Origin of the sequence: Nannocystis sp. RBIL2 (assembly GCF_026626745.1) — a bacterium.
In the GTDB taxonomy this organism is placed as follows: Bacteria; Myxococcota_A; Polyangia; order Nannocystales; family Nannocystaceae; genus Nannocystis.
Genome location: NZ_JAPNJW010000002.1, coordinates 5,625,282 through 5,643,390 on the forward strand (window position 1 = coordinate 5,625,282; position 18,109 = coordinate 5,643,390).

Here is an 18,109-nt window from a genome sequence, read left to right on the forward strand (position 1 = left end):
CTTCGGGACAGGTCCCAGCGAGCGCGTCGCCCTCGGGCGGCGCGCTCGTCGCTTTCTCGCGCTGCGCCGCTTCCGACGCGCCGGCCCCCCGCCTGTCCCCGGGGACAGCCGCTCAGCGCTCGGGCAGCGCCGCCACTGCGTCGGCGTGGCGGCCCTCGCCGACCACGTACAGCATCTCGGTGTTGCGCAGGTGGCTGACGCGGCCGACTTTCTCGCCGCGCGGGCTGTAGATGCCGATCTGGGCGCCCACGTAGCGCTTGTAGTCGAACGACAGCACGCGCACCGGGCCGCGGCGGGCCAGCAGGGCCTCTAGCTCGGGGCGGCTCAGGTAGCCCTCGTCGCTGAACGACACCACCAGGAGCGGCGCGCGCACGGCGTCGATCAGCGCCTCCATGCTGGCGCGGATCTTCGTGCGGGCGTTGAAGGGGCTGCGGCGCTCCTGGCAGTCGACCCGCTTGCGCGCCACCCCGTAGGCCTCGGGCGCGTCGCCGCGGACGATCGTCTCCCACACGTGGTAGTTGCCGAGGTACGAGTGTTGATTGTAGGGCGGGTCGAGGTAGGCGAGGTCGGCCTCGAGCACCGCCGCCGCCGCGACCGCGTCGAGGCCGTGCGCCTGGCCTTTCCCCCATGTCGCGCGGGACAGGACCTCGGGGACACGTAGCTCGAGGTCGCCATGGGCGCGGGCGGCCCACGACTTGAGGTAGGCCATCTGCACCCCGGTGGTCGAGTCGACGCGGTCGGCGGCCTCGATGAGGGCGACGAGGAGCACGGCCTCGAGCTCGGGGGGCAGGCTCTTCGCCGCGATCGCGCGGCGGATGGCGTCGATGCGGGCGCCGTTCTTCGGCTGGAAGAAGCGGGCCTCCTCGCAGAACGTGCGGGTGACGTAGCCGGGCTCGCCGGGCAGCGCGTTGAGCTCCGCGACCAGGCGGCGGACGTCCTCGAGCACGTCCTCGCGGTCGGCCTGCACGTAGCAGCGGGCCAGCGTCTCCGCGTACGTGTTGTGGTCGTTGGCGAGGACGCGGTAGCCCGCGGCCTTGAGCGCGTGCCCGACCCGGGATGTCCCGGAGAACAGGTCGATCACCGTCCGGACCTCCGGCAGGCCGCGGATGACCCGCAAGATCTCCGGGATCAGCAGCCGCTTCGAGCCGAGGTACTTGATCACTTCTTCTTGGTGCTCTTGGCCGGCGCGGGCGCCGGCTCCTTGGCCGCCGGCTTCTGCGTCTCCTGCACGCCCTGCTTGGCGGCGGCGCCGGCTCCGGCGTCCTCGCGGTCGAAGCAGAGGTCGCCGTTGTCCTTCTTCAGCAGGTCGATCTGGTCCTTGGCCGCCTTCTGGTACTGCGCCGGCGCGGTCGACTTGGGCCGGTTCAGCGCCTCGAAGTAGGCGATCGCGTTCTTGCACTGGCCGAGCTTGGCGAACCCGAGGCCCGAGTAGTAGAGCGCGTCGCTGACGACCGGCGCCTCGGCGTGGTCCTGGATGATCTTGTAGAAGATGCCGAGGGCGCTCTTGTAGTCGCGCTCGCTGTAGAACGTGAGGCCCACCTTGAAGTCGGCGTCCGGCAGCTTGGGGTCGCCGGGGTAGCGCGAGATGAAGGTGCGGAACAGGGTGCGGGCCTGCTTGAAGTCCTTGCGCTGCAGCCGGCGGTCGGCCTCGGCCCACAGCTCGTCCTTGCCCTCGGGGATGCTGGTCGCCTCGTTGAGCTTCTCCTCGAGCTTCTTGAGGCGCTCGTCGATGTCGGCGCGCAGCTCGAGCAGCGCCTGCTGGGTCGACGACGCGACCAGCTCGGCGTTCTCGGCCGCGCCGCGCAGCTGCTGGGTGTCCTGCTCGACCACGTCCATGCGCACGCCGATGCCGGCCTGGCTGCCGCGCAGCAGCGACTCGGCCTGGTCGAGCTTGGCCTGCAGCTCGGCCAGCTTCGTGTCCGCCTCGACGACCTTGTCGTCGAGCTCCTTGCTGCGGTCGATGGTTTGGGTCTCGATCTTGTCGACCTTCTTGGCGAGGTCGTCGTGCTCGGCCTTGAGGGTGAGGCAGCCTGGCGCGACGAGAGCGGCCGCGAGCACGCTCGCGACCGCCCCTGGGCGACCGAGGCCGCCGAGGAGTCGGCGGCGCAGATGAAGCATGGAGTCTTTCAGGTCCCCTGCGGGACGGTGGTCGTCACTGGTAGATGAAGTCGACGCGGCGGTCTTCCTTCATGCTGCCGTCGTCGGTCCCGGTCGCCTCGAGGTCGCCCTTGGACACGACGGTCATGCGCGAGGGGTCGATGCCGAGGTTCTGCAGGAACTCCTTGACCGTCACGCCGCGCTTGTCGGTGAGCATGATGTTGTACTCCTCGGTGCCGCGCGAGTCGGCGTGGGCCTCGAGGATGAGCTGGGCCTGGTTGCTCTTGAGGCACTCGGCCAGCGCCTTGAGCTTCTCCTGGTCGGCCGGCTCGGGGTTCGGGTTGTCGAACCCGAAGTAGATCTTCGGGACATCCGGGCACGGGTTGGTGCCGCCGCCCATGCTGCCCGAGAACTCGCAGGTGCCCGCGTTGCAGATCTCGTCCATCGCGCACTGGTCGTCGGTCTGGCAGCCGCCCGTGCCGCCCGAGCCCGGCGCGCTGCAGCGGCCGGTGCCGATGTCGCAGGTGCCCGGCTGGCAGTCGAAGTCCTCCGAGCAAGGGGCGCAGGCGCCGGCCTTGCACACGAGGTTGTTGGTGCACTCGATCGTCTGCTGGCAGGGCGCTCCCACACCCTCGCCGCCGCCGCTGGCGCCCGCCAGCGCCGGGTCCTGGCAGCGGAAATCAGCGCACTTCCACGCCGTCCCGTTCGGCCCCTTGGTGGCGCAGTCGGCGTCGGTCTTGCAGTTCTGGCACTGCTTGTCGACGCACTTCTCGTCGAGGTCGACGTTGCAGTGCTTGTCCTTCTTGCAGGCCGGGTAGACCGGCGGCTTGCAGGCCGCGCTGCCGAGCGCGACAAAGCCCAAACCGAGAGCGAGCAGGTGGGGTTGGATGCGGGAGAACATGGCGCGCATGAGGGGCGACTCCGGGGAGGCGGTGTTTCTCGAGGCCGTTCGGCCGGGGGAGACAAGGTTCAGGCCAGGAGGGCCGTGAGGCGAGTGGCCAGGAGGGCCGTGAGGCGAGTGGCCAGGAGGGCCGTGAGGCGAGTGGCCAGGAGGGCCGTGAGGCGAGTGGCCAGGAAGGCCGTGAGGCGAGTGGCCAGGAAGGCCGTGAGGCGAGTGGCCAGGAAGGCCGTTGAGCGAGGCTCAGAGCAGTCTGGCCCGAAGGGCCGTGGGGACCTGGCGTGCGTGCTGGACGGTAGGGCCGGCGAACTCTCGGGCGTGGGGGTCCGGGAAGCAAATTTCCGGCTGAAACTTCCGTCCTGGCGGGCAAAGGGATACCGAGCGGTGCGAGGGGTGTCAACCGCACGAGCGGACGAGCCTGCGCGCCGGGCTGATGCACACGGCTCCGCCCGCCGTGCCCTGCCATGGGGTCGCAGAACCCGCACCAGGCGGCCGCGCCGGACCGCCTGCGAACGGACGCGCCGGCCAAGGTCACGCCCCGCCGGCTTTTGCTTCCGGGCCGCGTCTGGCATGGTTCGCGCCGATGGTCGCCAAGGTCAGCCCCGCCTCGGACAACAAGACGATGTTCGAGATCTACCGCGAGTCCGACTATAATCGCGCCTTCCATTTCGTTTTCTTCACGGACCTGGACGAGCACAACCGGGGCAAAGAGATCGCCCGCGCAGCCGCAGGCGAGACGGTATTCCACGGGTTCGTCGGTGACGATCGCAAGGAGTCCGCCCGCGCCGAGGTCGCCGCCATCGTCGACGAGCTCAACGCCATGGACGAGGATGCCGCCGGCATGCCAGCGGCCGAGATCCAGCGCCGCCTGGGCCAATTCCTGGTCCCCTGAAAGCATGCGCTCGCGCCTGCCCCATCGCGTCGGCCTCCGCGCGCTGCCCGCGACCCTCGCCGCCGCCCTCGCCTGCGCCCCCGCCGACGACGCCACCCCGGTCGACCTGTCCGCCGATTACGACGGCCTGGTGTTGACCGACGCCCCCAACGCAGTCGCCCACCTGGCCTGGCACTCCCCGCGCCCGGACTGCCCCCTCGCCTACCGCGTCCGCATCGACGAGACCTTCCCGCCCGGCCTCGCAGAATTCCTCCACACCCAGGAGGAGCACAGCCAGTCGGTCCTGGTCCTCGGCTGGGGCATGCGGTCCGCGTATGGCGAGAAGGACATGCTCGATGAGCAAGGGCCGATCGGACCTGTCCCGAAGGACAGGCCGTTCGCCGGCCAGCTGATGTTCCGCGGGCCCAAGTCGTCGGGCCGCGAGCTGCTGCGCGAGTGGGCCGCCTCGGCCGAGTTGGTCGGCCCGGCCGCGCCCGACGCGGCCTGCTACGAGCGCTCGTGGGACCCGGTCGAGGACGCGCTGGCGCTGGCGTTCCCGCAGCTGCCCGGCCGGCGCGTCCGCGTCGGCGAGGTCTGGCGCGGCGCCCGGGTCGAGGGCCGCTGCAACCGCTCGGCCTGCGTCGACCCCGACAACGGCGCCGGCGGAGGCGCGGCCCACGAGCGCCCGTGCGCGACGATGTCGTGGCGCGAGCGCCTCGACGGCCTGTACACGCTGGCCGGCGCCGGCGGCGAGGTCACGACGGTGGCCCAGCTCGCCGGGTTTTGGAGCGACGGCCAGCCGCTCGACAAGGGCGTGTGGAGCGAGCGCACCGTGCTCGTCGACGTCGAGCACGGCCGCCCGCTGCGCGCCGAGGTGTTCGTCCACCACAACTTCACCGGGATCGAGCGGCACGTCGTGATCGACGCGGTCGACACCTGTCCCGGAGGACTGGTCGCGGCCGGCTGGGCCGCGCCGCAGGCGGTCGTCGACGAGCGCGCCGCCCTCACGGCCGCGCTGGAACGCGCGACTCACCGCAAGCGTTAGGGGCCCATGGACAAGATCGTCATCCACGGCGGGGCACGACTCAAGGGCGAGCTGCAGGTCCTCGGGGCCAAGAACGCCGCCCTCCCGCTCCAGTGCGCCGCCCTCCTCGGCGACGGCCCCACCACGTTCCGCCACGTCCCCCGCCTGTCCGACGTGCAGACGATGAACCAGCTGCTGATCGGCCTCGGCTGCGCCGTCGAGGGCGACCGCACCCTGATGATCGACCCGACCGGGGTCCAGGACGGCCCGAAAGAGGCGCCCTACGAGCTGGTCAAGACCATGCGCGCCTCGGTCACGGTGATGGGCCCGCTGCTCGGCCGCCACGGCTTCGCCCGCGTGTCCCTGCCCGGCGGCTGCGCGATCGGGGCCCGGCCCATCGACCAACACCTGCGCGGCTTCGAGGCCCTCGGCGCCAAGATCCGCATGTCCCACGGCTACGTCGAGGTCAAGGCCAAGCGCCTCAAGGGCGCCCGCATCAACTTCGACATGGCCACAGTCGGCGGCACACAGAACGTGATGATGGCCGCGTCGATGGCCAAGGGCACCAGCGTGCTCGAGAACGCCGCGCGCGAGCCCGAAGTGCAGGAGCTGGCGGTCGTCCTCGGCAAGATGGGCGCCAAGATCGCCGGCGCCGGCTCGTCGACGATCGAGATCGAAGGCGTCGACAACCTGCAGGGGATCGACCACGCGATCCTCCCCGACCGCATCGAGGCCGGGACCTTCGCCATCGCCGCCGCGATCACGGGGGGCGACCTCCTGCTCCTCGATGCTCCGTCGTCCCACATGCACGCGGTCATCGCCAAGCTCGAGGAGTCCGGCGCCCAGTGCCGGGTCGAACCGGGCGGCCTGCGCGTGATCGGCCCGGACGAGCTCGCTCCGATCGACCTCGTCACCCGCCCGCACCCCGGCTTCCCCACCGACATGCAGGCGCAGATGATGGTCCTGGCGACGCTCGCGCGCGGCCAGAGCGTGATCACCGAGACGATCTTCGAGAACCGCTTCATGCACGTGCCCGAGCTGTGCCGCCTGGGCGCAGACATCCACGTCAACGGCAACGTGGCCGTGATCCGCGGCAAGGCCCGCTACACCGGCTCGATCGTCATGGCCACCGACCTGCGCGCCAGCGCCTGCCTGGTGCTGGCCGGGCTGGTCGCCGAGGGCAAGACCGAGATCCGCCGGGTCTACCACCTCGACCGCGGCTACGAGACCATCGAGAAGCGCCTGCGCAAGGTCGGCGCCAAGATCCGCAGGTACCATGGCGCCCCGAGCTGACGGCCTCACCCTGGCCCTCCCCAAGGGCCGGATCCTCAAGCAAGCCCTGCCGCTGCTGCGCCGGGTCGGGATCGACCTCGCCGGGGTGTGGGAGGGCGAACACGACCGCCGGCTGCTGGTCGAGCTGCCCGGCCGGCCGGAACTGCCCGGCGGCGCGCGCGTGCTCCTGGTCAAGCCGGTCGACGTGCCGACCTACGTCGAGCACGGGGTGGCCGACGTCGGCATCGCCGGGGCCGACACCCTGGGCGAGGAGGCCCGCGACCTCTACGAGCCGCTGGACCTCGGCATCGGCGCCTGCCGGCTGGTCGTCGCGGAGCCCGCCGCGCGCCCGACCCCGCTCCGCCGCGGCATGGCCCTCCGGGTGGCCACGAAGTACCCCCGCCTGACCCTGAACCATTATCGCTCCAAGGGGATCCAGCCCGAGATCATCCCCCTGTTCGGGTCGGTCGAACTCGGGCCCATCACCGGCCTGGCGGAACAGATCGTCGATCTGGTGGAGAGCGGCGAGACGCTCCGGCAAAATAACTTGCGGGAGGTCGAGACCATCCTGTACGTGACAAGCCGGCTCATCGTGCACCCGGCCAGCCTCAAGCTCAAGCAGGCGCCCATCACCGCGCTCATCACCGCCCTCCGTGACGCGCTCGCGACCGACGGGTCCGGGTCGTCCGCTCGCACTGCTGCTCGACCCATCGGGTCGGAAGGGACCGCATGAGCAAACCCGACGACCCCGCCCTCGTCCGCGCCGCAGTGCTCCAGCGCCTGAAGGTCCACGTCCGCCTGGCCCAGCAGGGCCTGGCCCCGACCCCCGACCAGCGCCGCCGCCTGGCCGCCTCGCTGCCCGAGCTGGTGGCGTTCGGCGACCGGCGTTACGCCCAGTGCCACGCGGTGCTCGACTGGGACCACCGTTTGCCGAGCGACGCCGCGGTGCTGCGGCTGTACCTCTCGTACACCGACCGCGAGGCCGGGGCGATCGAGAGCGCGCTCAAGTCCCGCGACCGCGAGATCGACTCCGGCAACCTCTACCCGGAGTTCGACGTGCCCGACTACGCCGACGTCGACGCCAGCGAGTCGTACGTCGCCGTGCTGCGGCCCGGCAACCACGAGGTCGGCGACCTGCGGTTCTTCAGCGACTGGCGTAAGGGCGTCCACCAGTCGGTCGCCCGCGAGGCGGTCGCGGCCGTGCGCGCGAGCCCCAGCTACGAGCGCTCGATGCGGGAGCGCAGCCACGACAACCTCGGCCCGCCGGTGGTGATCGGCTGGACCCCGCCGTGCCTGGCCCAGAGCAAGCACTGGGCGATCGAGGTGTGGCTGCTGGTCGACTTCGACGGCCACGTCGGCCGCGCCCACGTGTTCATGGTCGACAGCAAGTCGCACCTGGTCACGCGCGAGTACTTTACAGAGGTCCAGATCGGCTGATGTCAGGGACATGTCCTTCCGGGCATGCCGCTTCGAGCATGCCCTGCGGGACATGTCCCTCGCGCCATCCTAGCTGTCCTGGATCTTGATGGTCCGGCAGCTCTCGCCGGCGATCTTCGGCATCTTGAGGGTGAGCACGCCCTTCTCGAGGTGGGCGTCGGCGGCGTTCGAGTCGACGTGGCACGGCAGCTCGATGCGGCGGATGAACGAGCCGAAGCTGCGCTCGTGGTAGAAGTAGTTGTCCTTCTCGTCGCGGATCTCCTCGCGCTTCTCGCCGCGCAGGGTCAAGATGTTGCCCTCGACGCTGAGCTCGACGTCCTTGGCGTCGAGGCCGGGGACCTCGGCGCGGACCATCACGCAGTCGCCGCAGTCGCTGACGCTCAGCATCGGATAGTTGCCGACCTGTTCGATGCCGAGGGGGAAGCGGCCGAACACGCGGTCGAACATGCGGTGCACGTCCTGCTGGAACGGCGACAGCTGCGTCGGCGGCGTCATCAGGTTGCTGACAGGTTGATTCTTCTTCCACGGGAGCAGCGACATGATCTTCTCCTCAGAGCGGAGAAACATGGGCCAGACCGCGTGGGTCGCAAACGCAAAATTTTGCGCGCGAGGGGCCGAACACGGCCGTCAGCGCGCGACCAGGCGACCGCGGTGGACCACCGCGTCGATGAGCGGCGAGCCGGCGTGGTACACGAGGTCGCGGGCGTCGGCCGTCGCCAGCAGCACGAGGTCGCCGGCGAGACCGACCTCGACGCGGCCGCGCTCGGCGTGCAGACCCAGCGAGGCCGCCGCGTTGTGGGTCGTCGCAGTCAGCGCCTCGGCGGGCGACAGCCGGTTGCCGTAGCACGCCAGCGCCAGCACCATCGACAGCGACTCGATCGCGCACGAGCCCGGGTTGCAGTCGGTCGCCACCGCTACCGCCACGCCCGCCTTCACCAGCGCGCGACCGTCGGCGAAGCCCTTGCCGAGCACGAGCGAGGTCCCGGGCAGCAGCGTGGCGACCACGCCGGCGTCGCGCAGCGCGGCTCGTTCGCCGTCGTCGAGGTGGAGCAGGTGGTCGGCCGAGCGCGCGCCGAACTCGGCCGCCAGCAGGGCCCCGCCGGTGTGGCCGAACTCGTTGGCGTGCAGGCGGATCGGCAGGCCCAGCGCTCGGGCGCGGTGCAAGATCCGCCGCGTCTCCTCCGGCGTGAACGCCCCGCGGTCGCAGAACACGTCGCAGAAATCGGCCAGGCCCGCCGCGGTCACCGCCGGCAGCACCTCGTCGCACACGCGGCCGACGAACGCCTCGCGCCCCTCCGGCCGGTCGCGCAGCTCGGCCGGCAGCGCGTGCGCGGCCAGGCAAGTCGTGACCACGCGGACGCCTGTCTCTCGGGCCAGGCGACGCGCGACCCGCAGCTGGCGCAGCTCGGTGTCGAGGTCGAGGCCGTAGCCGCTCTTGATCTCGACCGCGGTGGTGCCGGCCCGCAGCATGCGGTCCAGGCGGGCCTTGCTCTCGCTCAGCAGCGCCTCGTCGTCGCGCTCGCGAGTCTTGCGCACGCTCGAAAGAATCCCGCCGCCGGCGGCGAAGATCGCCTCGTAGTCGGCGCCGGCGAGTCGCATCTCGAGCTCGTCCTTGCGGTCGCCGCCCCACACCAGGTGCGTGTGGCTGTCGACCAGGCCCGGCAGCAGCGCGCGGCCGCGGCAGTCGAGCTCGGCGGCGCCGGCCGGCACCTTGTCGGCGGTGAGCTCGGCGTCGGGTCCGGCCCAGGCGATCGTCCCGTCGCGCACGACCACGCTCCAGCCCTCGCGCACGCCGAGCGCGGCCATCTCGGCGCCCGCGCGCGGCCTGTCCTTCGGGCCATCCGCGAGCGTGTAGATCCGCGCCGCCGCGCGCAGCAGCAGGTCGCCGGTCATCGCCCGTCCTCGAAGACCGTCCGGCCCGGCACGCGCACGTCGTGCTCGCGGGCGAACTGCAGCGCGTCGTCGTAGCCGGCGTCGACGTGGCGGACCACGCCCATGCCCGGGTCGGTGGTCAGCACGCGCTGCAATCGGCGCTCCGCGCCCGCGGTGCCGTCGGCGACCACCACCATGCCCGCGTGCAGGCTGTAGCCGATGCCGACCCCGCCGCCGTGGTGGACGCTGACCCACGTCGCGCCGGCGGCGACGTTGATCATGGCGTTGAGGATCGGCCAGTCGCCGATCGCGTCGGAGCCGTCCTTCATGCCCTCGGTCTCGCGGTTGGGCGAGGCCACGCTGCCGCAGTCGAGGTGGTCGCGGCCGATCACGATCGGCGCCTTGACCTTGCCGGTGCGCACCAGCTCGTTGAACAGCAGCCCGGCCCGCTCGCGCTCGCCGTAGCCGAGCCAGCAGATCCGCGCCGGCAGGCCCTGGAACTTGACCTGTTTGCGCGCCAGCTCGATCCACCGCCGCAGCCCCGCGTTGTGCGGGAACAGCTCCAGCACCGCGCGGTCGGTCACCGCGATGTCCTCCGGGTCGCCCGACAGCGCCGCCCAGCGGAACGGCCCCTTGCCCTCGCAGAACAGCGGGCGGATGTACAGCGGCACGAAGCCCTTGATCTCGAACGCGTCGCTGACCCCGGCGCGGACCGCCTGGGCGCGGATGTTGTTGCCGTAGTCGAACGCGATCGCGCCCTTGTCCTGCATCGCCCGCATCGCCGCCACGTGGCGGCCCATCGCGTCGACGCTGCGGCGCACGTACTCCTCGGGGTCGCTGCGGCGCAGCTCGGCGGCTGCCTCGAGGGACATGTCGTCCGGGACATAGCCGTGCAGCTCGTCGTGGGCCGAGGTCTGGTCGGTGACGACGTCGGGGATCACCCCGCGGCGGACCAGCTCGGGCAGCACCGTCGCGCAGTTGCCGAGCAGGCCGACCGACAGCGGCTCCTTGGCCTTGCGCGCCTCGTCGAGCCAGCGCAGCGCCTCGTCGAGGTCGGTCGTGCTGCGCATCAGGTACTTGTGCTGCAGCCGGCGCTCGATGCGTTGCGGGTCGACCTCGACGCACAGGATCGCCGCGCCGTTCATCGTCGCCGCCAGCGGCTGCGCCCCGCCCATCCCGCCGAGCCCGCCGGTGACCACCAGTCGCCCGCGCAGGTCGCCGCCGAAGTGGGTCTGCCCGCACGCCGCGAACGTCTCGAACGTGCCCTGCAAGATGCCCTGCGTGCCGATGTAGATCCAGCTGCCCGCGGTCATCTGGCCGTACATCGTCAGGCCGAGCGCACTCAGCCGCTCGTGCTCCGCGAGCGTCGCCCACTTCGGCACCAGCAGGCTGTTGGCCAGCAGCACCCGCGGCGCGTCCTCATGAGTCTTGAAGATTGCCTGGGCCCGGCCGCTCTGGACCAGCAGCGTCTCGTCGGCCTCCAGGCTCTTCAGGCTGGCGACGATCCGGTGGTAATCGGGCCACGAGCGAGCGGCCTTGCCGGTGCCGCCGTAGACCACCAGGTCTTGCGGGCGCTCTGCCACCTCGGGGTCGAGGTTGTTCATCAACATGCGCAGGGCGGCCTCCTGCGACCAACCCTTGCACGACAGCGCGGTGCCGCGCGGCGCGCGGATCTCGGGGGCGTTCATGGTGGCCCGGAGGGTAGCAACTCCCCGTCGCCCCTGCTGGCCGCACGGGTGTGACTTTGTCGGCGCGAGCGGCCTGCGATCGCCGTGGCGGCGCGCCGGACGGGCCCGCCGCTGCTCGCCGGCGAGGCAAAGCAGGCCGCCTCGCCCGCGCAGCCGCTTGCGCGCCGCCGACGCCAGCCCCGCGCCGGGCCGCCAGTCATCGAGCCCGCGGCGAGCTACGCGGAGACATGTCCTCTTCGACATGTCCCCAGAGCCATGCAGGCACTCAGCCCGGATTACAGAAATACAGGGCCTGGACCTTGCCTGTCTCTTTGAGCAGGTCACAGGCCGACCCGCACAGCGTGACCTCGGTGTGGGGCACGCTCCACACGTAGCCGTCCTCGTCGCAGCTGGCGACGTTCGGCACCGGCTGGCCGTCGATCCACACCTCGAACAGCTCCGGCTCGCTCGGGGCCGGGTCGACCGCGATCACGCACGACAGAGTGTCCTTGACGATCTGCTGGATCGCCGCCTGCAGCTCGTTCTGGTTGGCGGTCTGGTAGAAGGGGTCGGGGCCGGGCTTGGGCTTGCCGCCGGCGATCGCCAGGGTGGCCAGCTGCTCGCTGGTCGAAGGGTCGACGTCGATGCCGACCACGTAGGTCGCGATGTCGAAGGTGCCGAACGCCTCCTCGACCGCGGCCTGGGCCTCGAGGAAGTTCTCGCCCTGACAGGTGTCGGAGATCTCGCCGTCGGCGACGAGGATGGCGAACCGCTGCTGGCTCGCGTCGAGGGTCTTGAGGTACTCGTAGCCGCGCTTCAGGCCGGTCTCCATCGGCGTGCCGCCGAGGACCTCGTAGTCGACGGTCGGGATGCCGGCCAGCACCCCGGCCGCGTTCATCGGCGCGATCGGGACCTCGACCCCGGGCGTGACCTCGCAGGCGCCGACGTTCACGAACGAGCCGGCGTCGATCTTCGGGTACAGCTTCACGCCGAAGTGGACCATCGCGTCGAACATGGTCACCACGCCCTCGACCACCTGGTGGAGGCTGTGCCAGCGGGTCACGTCGGCGGTCATCGGCTTGGCGTCGTGGTCCCACTTCTCCATCGACATCGAGCCCGACTTGTCGAGGATGAGCAGCACGCTCGGCGGCACCGGCACGACCTCGGTCTCCTCGCTGTCGCAGGGGATCTTGTCGGGCATGGTGGTGCCGACGCTGGTGCTGCTCGGGTCGCCGGTGGTGGTCGAGGTGCCGGGCTCGGTGGTCGTGCCGGTCGTCGTCGGCTCGGGGCCGGTGGTCGGCACGACGGGGCCGGTGGTCGTGCCGGTGCCGCTCGCGGTGCCTTCCGAGTCTGTCGTTTCGGACATGGTCGAAGAGACAGTCTCGCCCGCGGTCGTCTCGGTGGTGGCCGAGCCGGCGGTGGCGGTGGTCGGCTGGGTGCCGGCGGACAGGCCCGAGGTCTGCCCGTTCGAGTCTCCGCAGGCGAGGGGCGCGCTCGCGAGGGCGAGCAGGAGCGCGAACGCGCGGGGGTGAGAAAGGGCGATCGGCGTCATGGCAACCTCCGGCGGACTCATCATGCGCGACAGCGAGACGCTCGGCCACGCCGTTCGCGGGCCTCGAAACCCGCGGCCAGCCGCGATGCGCGCGACCGCGCGTGCGCGGGAGGGTCGGGTCCGATAAGGTGGTCGGTATGTTGCGGTCGCCGCTCCGCCGCGCCTTCGCGGCGCTCTCGCTCGCCATCCCGCTCGGGTGCACCGACGACACCACCACGACTCTGGCGACTGCCAGCGAGGCCACGACCACCGGGACAGGCACCGACGGCACCGGCGAGACCGACACTGACGGCACCGGCGTGCCGACCACCGGCGTCGGCACCAGCACCAGCGGCCCCGACCTGACCACCACCGAGCCGGTGCCGACCACCGGCGAGCCGACCACCACCGGCATCACCACCGACTCGACCACCACCGGCCCGTTCCCCTCGGTCAACCAGCCGCCGGTCGCCCTGGTCGACCACTACGTCACCAAGGCCAAGCAGGCGCTGTCGGTCAGCGCCGCCGAGGGCCTGCTGAAGAACGACTACGACGTCGACGACGACCCGCTGACGCTCGTGTCCGCCGACCCGATCACCCCCGGCGGCGCCATGAACACCGCCTTCGTCGACGGCGGCTTCACCTACATGCCCCCGGCCAAGCTGTGGGGCAGCGACACCTTTCTTTACAAGATCTGGGACGGCAAGGACGGCTTCGCCCAGGCCCCCGCGCGCATCGAAGTGCGCCCGACCTCGATCGACCTCGAGTACGTCGCCGACGGCATCGGCGGGTTCGCGATCGACGGCCAGGCCCCCGGCCATTACTCGGGGCGCAGCGTGCACGCCGTCGGCGACCTCGACGGCGACGGCCTCGCCGAGGTCGCGGTCGCCGCTCGCAACGCCGACGGCAACACCGGGCGGATCTACGTCGTCCAGGGCCAGGTCGACGGCGACTCGGTCGCGCTGAGCAAGCTCGAGGCGCAGCAGCGCGGCTTCATCATCTACGGCGAGCTGCCCGGCGACTTCGCCGGCACCACGGTCGCCGCGGCCGGCGACGTCGACGGCGACGGCTTCGCCGACCTGGTGATCGGTGCGCCCAAGGCCTCGACCAACGGCACCTCTTCGGGCTCGGCCTACGTGGTGTTCGGCAAGGACGACCTCGAGCCGATCTTCCTCGCCGACGTGGCCTCGGGCGTCGGCGGGTTTGCGATCCTCGGCGAAAAGGCCGGCGACGCGGCCGGGCGCAGCGTCGCCGGCGCGGGCGACGTCGACGGCGACGGCCTCGCCGACCTCGTCGTCGGCGCCTACGGGGCCGACCCCGGCGGCTCGTTCTCGGGCGCGGCCTACGTCGTGTTCGGCCACGGCGAGGACAAGCCGACCCTGCTGTCCGACATCAGCGCCGGCATCGGCGACGGCTTCGCGGTCAACGGCGAGGTCAGCCTCGACTTCGCCGGCTTCGCGGTGGCCGGCGCCGGCGACGTCGACGGGGATGGCCTTTCGGACATCCTCGTCGGCGCCTACGGCCACGACACCGCCGGCGACAGCGCCGGCCGCACCTACCTCGTCTACGGCAAGCCCGACCAGGTCGCGGTGCAGCTCACCGACATCGCCGCCGACCAGGGCGGGCGTTACTTCGACGGCGCCGCTGCTTACGACCGCTCCGGCTTCGCGGTCGCGGGCCTCGGCGACGTCGACGGCGACGGCTTCGCCGACCTGGCCATGGGCGCCCCGCTGGCCGACGCCGGGCCCGAGGACAGCGGCCGCGCCTACGTCGTGTTCGGCGGGCCCGACCTGGTGTCCGGCGGCCTGCAGCAGCTCGCCAAGGCCCCGACCGGCTTCAGCCTCTCCGGCGTGCAGAGCCGCGACTACGCCGGCACCTCGGTCGAGCGCGCCGGCGACGTCGACGGCGACGGCTACGACGACGTGCTGGTCGGCGCGCCCGGAGCCAGCCCGCACGGCGGCGACTCCGGCCGCGGCTACGTGGTGTTCGGCGGGCCCGACGTCCTCAGCACCTCGCTGGCGTGGATCGAGAACGGCGACGGCGGCTTCTCGCTGGCCGGCGAATCGACCGAGGACTACTGCGGCTTTTCGGTCGCGCCCGCCGGCGACGTCAACGGCGACGGCCACGCCGACGTGATCATCGGCGCCCGCGGCAACGACGGCAAGGGCGACGACGCCGGCCGCAGCTACGTGGTGTTCGGCGGCAACTTCAGCGGCGCCGCCTCCATGTCCTACGGGCCAGGTCCCGAGAACATCCCCGGCACCCCGGCGGGCGAGTCGCTGATCGCCGGCCGCGGCAACGACGTCGTCGCCGCCGAGGGCCCCGACATCGTCTACGCCGGCGCCGGCGACGACGACCTCCGCTGCGTCACCGTCGACTTCGTCCGCATCGACGGCGGCGCCGGCTTCGACACCGTGCGCCTGACCGGCCAGAGCGTCACCCTCGACCTCACCCTCCGCTCCGACCTCGACCTCGTCGACGTCGAGGCGGTCGACCTCGGCGACGGCGGCAACACCCTCAAGCTCGAGTGGCGTGACCTTCGGGCCATGTCCCCGCGGACACACTCGCTGATCGTCGACGGCCAGCTCGGCGTCCTCCAGGCCGACCTCGCCGGCGGCGGCTTCGTCGACGGCGGCGTCCAGGACGGCTACCACGTCTACCAGAGCCCGGTCTTCACCCTGCGGGTGGTGGCCGCGGTCGAGGCCCAGGTCACGCTCTGACCTGACCCTTCGGGCATATCAGCCTCGCGGCCGACAGGCGCGCGGCGAGGCCGACATGATCCTCGGAGCATGTCCATTCGGACATCTCATCGGCTGACAGTCCTGCGCCATCCCTGCTATCGTCGCCGCATGGCCGAACGCCTCGAGGTCCTGAGCTCGCGCCACTTCCCCGGCCTCCTCGCCGAGCTCGGCGTGAGCCTGGCGTTCACCACCTACCAGGCCGGCAAGCTGTTCCTGCTCGGCAGCGGCGACGGCGGGCGGCTGTCGCTGTTCGAGCGCACCTTCGCCCGCTGCATGGGCCTGTGCGTCGACGGCGAGTCGCTGTGGCTGGCCACGCTCTACCAGCTGTGGCGCCTCGACAACGCCTTGCCTTCGGGACATGTCCACGAGGGCTACGACCGCCTGTACGTCCCGCGCGTCGCCCACACCACCGGCGACCTCGACGTCCACGACCTCGCGGTCGACCGCGCCGGCCGCCCCGTGTTCGTCAACACCCTGTTCAGCTGCCTGGCCACCCTCGCCCCGCGCGCCAGCTTCGCCCCGCTGTGGCGCCCGCCGTTCGTCTCGCGCCTGGCCGCCGAGGACCGCTGCCACCTCAACGGCCTGGCCATGGACGACTGCAGCCCCGCGTTCGTCACTGCGGTGGCGCGCAGCGACGTCGCCGACGGCTGGCGCGACCACCGACGCGGCGGCGGCGTGGTGATCGACGTCCGCACCGACGCGGTCGTCGCCGAGGGCCTGTCGATGCCCCACTCGCCGCGCCTGCACGACGGCGCGCTGTGGCTGCTCGAGGCCGGCACCGGCTTCTTGGGCAAGCTCGACGCCGCCGGTCGCTTCGAGCCGGTCTGCTTCTGCCCCGGCTACGCCCGCGGCCTGTGCTTCGCCGGCCCCTACGCGCTGGTCGGCCTGTCGAAACCCCGCGGCAGCCGCACCTTCGCTGGCCTCGAGCTCGATGCCAACCTCGCCGCCCGCGGCGCCGAACCCCGCTGCGGCCTGCTGGTCGTCGACACCCGCACCGGCGAGGTCGCCCACTGGCTCCGCCTCGACGGGGTGGTCGAGGAGCTCTACGACGTCGCGGTCCTGCCCGGCGTCCGCCGCCCGATGGCGCTCGGCCTCGTCAGCGAGGAGATCCACCGCACCATCACGATCGCCGACCCGGCCCCGCTGCGAGCCGAGTGAGCTGTCTATTTCGCCATGAACCATGGTGCATGTCTTGGTGGACATGCCCCATGAGACCTATCCTTTAGAGCATGTCTCTCAGGGCTGTCCACGCTCGCAAGCGAGGAGCGCCTCGTAGCGGGCCCAGGCCGGGCCGCCGCGCGCCTTGAGGCGACCCGCGAGGGTGCGGACGCGGAACGCCCGCAGCAGCCGCTCGAGCCGCGCGCTGCGGGCCAGCAGCTCGGCGACCTCGGCCTGCACCGCGGCGACCTCGTCCTGCGCCGCGCGAAACGCCGCGTAGGGGGCGCTGCCTGCCAACAGCGCCTCGATCTGCGCCCGGTGGGCCGCCAGCGTCGGCGCGAAGTCCGGGTGCCACGGATCGTCGAGCACGGGGAAGCGCGCCAGCAGCTCGGCCGCCGCCGCACGATAGGCCTCGTCCTCGCGCCCGCTGGCCGCGTCGAGGCGCTCGTACGTGGCTGACGTGTCCTTCAGGACATGTTCCAGAGCGACCCCGACCTCGTCCTCCCGGGTGAAGCCGAGCGCCGCCGTCAGCCCGGCGATCACCGCGTCCTCCTCTGGCAGCGCGGCAGGCCGCGACTTGCCGCGGGTCGGCGCGGCCGCGTACAGCCACCGCTCCGAGGTGGTCGTGGGCACGTCGATCCCCTGCCCGGCGATCCGCGCCCGCGCGTGCGCCTCGAGCGGCGAGATCGTCCCGTCGCCATCGAGGTCGAGCGGCACTGGCTCACCGCCGCGATCGCGCCCGCGCAGCGCATTCAAAAAGTGCAGCGCGTAGCCCTCCTGGGCCGCGCGGTCGGGGTTGGGATCGCAGCCGGAGGCCTCGCGCTCGGCCGTCGCCGCGAACAGGCCGCAGCGGATCGTCGGCGCCGGGCCGGCCGCCTGCTCCGCGCGCGCGAACACGATCTCGGCGAACGCACCCGAGAAGCAGCTCGTCGCCACCACCTGCACCGGGCGCTCGGCGGCGTCGAGCACCTCCGCGAGCTCGCCCACGCGCAGCGACGTCTGGCCCCACAGACTCAGCCCGCCCTCGCGCGGCGGCTCGCCGCGTTCGCCGTGACCCGCGAGGTACAACCGCAGCAGCGACCCCGGCTGCGCGATCGCCTGCTTCACCGCTTCGAGCGCGTTGCTGCGGGTCGCCGCGGCGATCGGCGAGGTCTGCGTCGGCCGGTACGTCGCCACCCGCCCGCCGCGCGGCCCGAACAGCTCGGCGAGCTTCGCCAGCAGCGGGTCTGCGCGCGCCTCGGCGTCCTCGACCTGCACCCCGTGACTGCCGGGTCCGCCAGCGAACAGCAGCGCGCCACCTGTCCCGAAGACCTCCTGCGCCAGCAGCAGGTCCTGCTCGATCGACACTTGATTGAACTCGGGCGTCGCCCCGCCGCCGATCGCCAGCCAGCGCAGCGGCTCGGGCAACCGCGCCGGCAGCTCCGGATGCAACGGCCCGACCGCGAGCGGCGGCCGCGGTGCCATGCCTGCGGGACTCGCAGCGCTCGCCTCACTCGCGGTGCCTCCCGCAGCAACATTCGCGGTGCCATTCACGCTCGAGC

General features: G+C 71.9%; 15 protein-coding genes. 7 read left to right on the forward strand and 8 right to left on the reverse strand.

The window, feature by feature from the left end:
* Positions 1–112 precede the first annotated feature (112 nt).
* The 3 genes from OV090_RS47140 to OV090_RS47150 all read right to left on the reverse strand — a co-directional run bounded on the left by OV090_RS47140 (position 113) and on the right by OV090_RS47150 (position 2,998).
* Positions 113–1,162: a DNA adenine methylase gene (locus tag OV090_RS47140; protein ID WP_267711636.1), complete on the reverse strand. Its 1,050-nt coding sequence runs from the start codon at positions 1,160–1,162 to the stop codon at positions 113–115.
* A complete protein-coding gene (locus OV090_RS51385; RefSeq protein ID WP_267711637.1) occupies positions 1,159–2,058 on the reverse strand; it encodes a tetratricopeptide repeat protein in 900 nt (299 codons plus the stop codon). Before OV090_RS51385 ends, OV090_RS47140 begins: the two co-directional genes overlap by 4 nt.
* 94 nt (positions 2,059–2,152) lie before the next feature.
* Entirely contained in the window at positions 2,153–2,998 is an 846-nt protein-coding gene (locus tag OV090_RS47150) for an OmpA family protein (protein WP_267711638.1), read from the reverse strand.
* A 580-nt stretch (positions 2,999–3,578) separates the two neighbouring features.
* Here OV090_RS47150 and OV090_RS47155 point away from each other — a divergent pair.
* The 5 genes from OV090_RS47155 to OV090_RS47175 are packed head-to-tail and all read left to right on the forward strand — an operon-like array spanning position 3,579 to position 7,599.
* Positions 3,579–3,887 carry a hypothetical protein gene (locus OV090_RS47155; RefSeq protein WP_267711639.1) on the forward strand — a complete coding sequence of 103 codons (309 nt, stop codon included), beginning with the start codon at positions 3,579–3,581 and terminating at the stop codon, positions 3,885–3,887.
* Between the two features lie 4 nt (positions 3,888–3,891).
* Complete coding sequence (locus tag OV090_RS47160; protein ID WP_267711640.1) at positions 3,892–4,911, forward strand: hypothetical protein; 1,020 nt, start codon at positions 3,892–3,894, stop codon at positions 4,909–4,911.
* Between the two features lie 6 nt (positions 4,912–4,917).
* Positions 4,918–6,183 (forward strand): UDP-N-acetylglucosamine 1-carboxyvinyltransferase, encoded by a 1,266-nt coding sequence (murA, locus tag OV090_RS47165; protein ID WP_267711641.1) that lies wholly within the window; start codon positions 4,918–4,920, stop codon positions 6,181–6,183.
* Positions 6,167–6,895, forward strand: coding sequence for an ATP phosphoribosyltransferase (hisG, locus tag OV090_RS47170; RefSeq protein WP_267711642.1), 729 nt, complete (start codon positions 6,167–6,169; stop codon positions 6,893–6,895). The genes murA and hisG overlap by 17 nt, the downstream gene beginning before the upstream one ends.
* A complete protein-coding gene (locus OV090_RS47175; RefSeq protein WP_267711643.1) occupies positions 6,892–7,599 on the forward strand; it encodes a hypothetical protein in 708 nt (235 codons plus the stop codon). Before hisG ends, OV090_RS47175 begins: the two co-directional genes overlap by 4 nt.
* Positions 7,600–7,668: 69 nt before the next feature.
* On the opposite strand, the gene OV090_RS47180 is transcribed toward OV090_RS47175, so the two are convergent.
* The 4 genes from OV090_RS47180 to OV090_RS47195 all read right to left on the reverse strand — a co-directional run bounded on the left by OV090_RS47180 (position 7,669) and on the right by OV090_RS47195 (position 12,690).
* On the reverse strand, positions 7,669–8,166 hold the full coding sequence (locus OV090_RS47180) for an Hsp20/alpha crystallin family protein (protein ID WP_267711644.1): 498 nt from the start codon (positions 8,164–8,166) through the stop codon (positions 7,669–7,671).
* Between the two features lie 60 nt (positions 8,167–8,226).
* Positions 8,227–9,492, reverse strand: a complete 1,266-nt coding sequence (hutI, locus tag OV090_RS47185) for an imidazolonepropionase (RefSeq protein ID WP_267711645.1) — start codon at positions 9,490–9,492, stop codon at positions 8,227–8,229.
* Positions 9,489–11,159, reverse strand: a complete 1,671-nt coding sequence (gene hutU, locus OV090_RS47190; RefSeq protein ID WP_267711647.1) for a urocanate hydratase — start codon at positions 11,157–11,159, stop codon at positions 9,489–9,491. The genes hutI and hutU overlap by 4 nt, the downstream gene beginning before the upstream one ends.
* Before the next feature lie 265 nt (positions 11,160–11,424).
* A complete protein-coding gene (locus tag OV090_RS47195) occupies positions 11,425–12,690 on the reverse strand; it encodes a vWA domain-containing protein (protein WP_267711648.1) in 1,266 nt (421 codons plus the stop codon).
* Between the two features lie 137 nt (positions 12,691–12,827).
* Here OV090_RS47195 and OV090_RS47200 point away from each other — a divergent pair, with 137 nt between their 5' ends.
* Both OV090_RS47200 and OV090_RS47205 read left to right on the forward strand, forming a co-directional pair.
* On the forward strand, positions 12,828–15,389 hold the full coding sequence (locus OV090_RS47200; protein WP_267711649.1) for an Ig-like domain-containing protein: 2,562 nt from the start codon (positions 12,828–12,830) through the stop codon (positions 15,387–15,389).
* Between the two features lie 129 nt (positions 15,390–15,518).
* Positions 15,519–16,568 (forward strand): TIGR03032 family protein, encoded by a 1,050-nt coding sequence (locus tag OV090_RS47205; RefSeq protein ID WP_267711650.1) that lies wholly within the window; start codon positions 15,519–15,521, stop codon positions 16,566–16,568.
* Between the two features lie 78 nt (positions 16,569–16,646).
* On the opposite strand, the gene OV090_RS47210 is transcribed toward OV090_RS47205, so the two are convergent.
* Positions 16,647–18,032: a hypothetical protein gene (locus OV090_RS47210; protein ID WP_267711651.1), complete on the reverse strand. Its 1,386-nt coding sequence runs from the start codon at positions 18,030–18,032 to the stop codon at positions 16,647–16,649.
* Positions 18,033–18,109 lie beyond the last annotated feature (77 nt).